This is a genomic window from Mesorhizobium sp. M2A.F.Ca.ET.067.02.1.1, assembly GCF_004023285.1.
Taxonomy (GTDB): Bacteria; Pseudomonadota; Alphaproteobacteria; order Rhizobiales; family Rhizobiaceae; genus Mesorhizobium.
Genome location: NZ_RZSB01000895.1, coordinates 1 through 2,194, shown reverse-complemented (window position 1 = coordinate 2,194; position 2,194 = coordinate 1). Strand labels below are relative to the sequence as shown.

At 68.3% G+C, this 2,194-nt stretch carries 1 protein-coding gene and 2 pseudogenes; 2 read left to right on the top strand and 1 reads right to left on the bottom strand.

The window, feature by feature from the left end:
- Positions 1-46: 46 nt before the first annotated feature.
- Positions 47-1,030 carry an SPFH domain-containing protein gene (locus EOA28_RS33365; RefSeq protein ID WP_127250014.1) on the top strand — a complete coding sequence of 328 codons (984 nt, stop codon included), beginning with the start codon at positions 47-49 and terminating at the stop codon, positions 1,028-1,030.
- Between the two features lie 10 nt (positions 1,031-1,040).
- Positions 1,041-1,937: pseudogene (locus tag EOA28_RS33360) on the top strand (hypothetical protein).
- Positions 1,938-1,965: 28 nt separating this feature from the next.
- Here the strand turns inward: EOA28_RS33360 and EOA28_RS33355 are convergent.
- Positions 1,966-2,194: pseudogene (locus tag EOA28_RS33355) on the bottom strand (hydrogenase); the annotation flags it as partial.

Sequence of the window (2,194 nt, the reverse complement as noted above, 5' to 3'; positions counted from 1 at the left end):
CTCTATCGTTTCCAACGTCTCATGGCTGATTGAGGGAGAGACCATCATGGCCACCATTCTCAGTTTCGGCTTCATTGCCCAGCTTCGCAGCGAGGCAAGCAGCCACGTCATCCGCTGCCGCAACGGCCGCGAAATGCAGAGCGGCCGCGGCCTGGCCTTCTGGTTCGTGCCCGAGACGGCCAGCATCGCCGAGCTGCCGATGGACGATCGCGAGATGACGCTCTTCGTCAAGGGCCGCAGCCAGGATTTCCAGACCGCTGCCGTGCAGGGCACGATCGGCTGGCATGTCGTCGATCCGGCGCGGCTCGCCGAACGCGTCGATTTCAGCATCGATCTCAGGACCGGCAAGCTGCGCGGCGAGCCGATCGAGAAGATCCAGGCGCGCATTGCCGGCATCGCCAACCAGGCGGTGCAGCAATATCTCGGCCAGGCGCCGGTGCGCGCTTTGCTCGACGCCGGCCCGGCGCCCTTGCGCGAGCGGCTGCAGGCGCTGGTCGCCGCCGATCCCGCGCTGACCGACATCGGTGTCGCCGCCGTCGCGGTCAGGCTCACCAATTTGACGCCGACCAGCGAGCTCGAGCGGGCGCTGCAGACGCCGACCTTCGAGGCGCTGCAGCAGAAGGCCGACGAGGCGACCTTCCAGCGCCGGGCGCTTGCCGTGGAGAAGGAGCGTGCCATCGCCGAGAACGAGCTGGCGAACAAGACCGAGCTGGCGCGGCGCGAGAAGCTGCTCATCGCCGAAGAGGCCGAGAACGCCCGCAATCGCGCCACCGGCGCGGCCGAGGCGCAGCAGATCGAGGCCGGCGCCGAGGCCGAGCGGATCCGCGCCATCGAGGGCGCCAAGGCGGAAGCCGAACGGCAGCATATCGCCATCTACCGTGACCTGCCGCCCGCGATCCTGCTCGGCCTTGCCGCCCAGCAGCTCGCCGGCAAGCTGGACAAGATCGAGCATGTCAACGTCACGCCCGACCTGCTCGCCACCGTGCTCGGCGAGTTTCGCAAGGCCCCGGCGGTGATCGAAGGCCGGTGAGGAGCGAGCCATGGCCGCGAACCGTCCCCGCGCGGTCTTCGTGACGCGCGAGACCGACTACGAGCTGCTGATCGCGCATCACGCGACGCGTGGCCAGGCTCGCTTCTTTCTCGAGACGCGCGGCCAGCGCCTGGAAGACGTCGAGGCCCGGCACGATCGCTTCCACGCGGTGCTCGGCACGGCGCGCGCCTCGGTGCCGGCCGACTGGCGCCAGACCCTGGTGAGCCGCGCCGACCTCAACCGCTTCCTGTTCGCGCCCGACGACGTCATCGTCGCCGTCGGGCAGGACGGGCTGGTCGCCAATGTCGCCAAATATCTCAACGGTCAGCCGGTGCTCGGCGTCAATCCGGCGCCTGATCTCTATGACGGCGTGCTGGTGCGCATCGGCACCGGCAGGCTGGCCAGGCTGCTTGTCGCCAGCGCCGCCGGCGATGTCGACATGGAGTCGCGCACCATGGTCCAGGCCGAGCTCGGCGAAGGCGAGACGCTGCTTGCGCTCAACGAGATTTCGTCGGCCATCGCAGCCACCAGTCGGCCCGCTACCGGATCGAGGCGGAAGGCGAGGCGGAGGACCATTCCTCCAGCGGTCTCATCGTCGCCTCCGGCACCGGCGCGACCGGCTGGGCGCGCTACGATCATGGAAGCGACGCATCTGGAGCTGTCGCTCGGCCGCGAGGAACATGCGGTCGGCTTCTGGGTGCGCGAGCCCTTCCCAAGCATCGCCACCGCCACGAAATTGCGGGCGGGAAAGATCACCGAGAAACCGCTCTTCATCACCTCGCGCATGAACGAGGGCGGCGTGATCTTCGCCGACGGCATCGAGCAGGATTTCATCGCCTTCGACTGGGGCCGGCAGGTGCGGCTGTCGCCAGCGTCAAGGGTGTTGCGGCTGGTCGTTGATCGGTAGGACCGAGTTGGCCGCAAACCTGCAACAGTCAGCCCTGGACGGCGCCGGTCTTTCCAGCCTTCCCGTTCGCGCCGTCGAGCAGGGCGATCAATCCCTTCAGGATCTCGATCGGCGGCGGCGGGCATCCTGGAATGTGCAGGTCGACCGGCACCACGTCCGAGACGCCGCCGACGACGGCGTAGCTGCCGGCGAAGCAGCCGCCGTCCTTCGCGCAGTCGCCCAATGCAACCACCCATTTCGGGTTGGGCGTCGCCTCA

Coding starts and splice junctions, on each gene's coding strand:
- EOA28_RS33365 (WP_127250014.1), top strand. CDS start 47: ATGGCCACCATTCTCAGTTTCGGCTTCATTGCCCAGCTTCGCAGCGAG.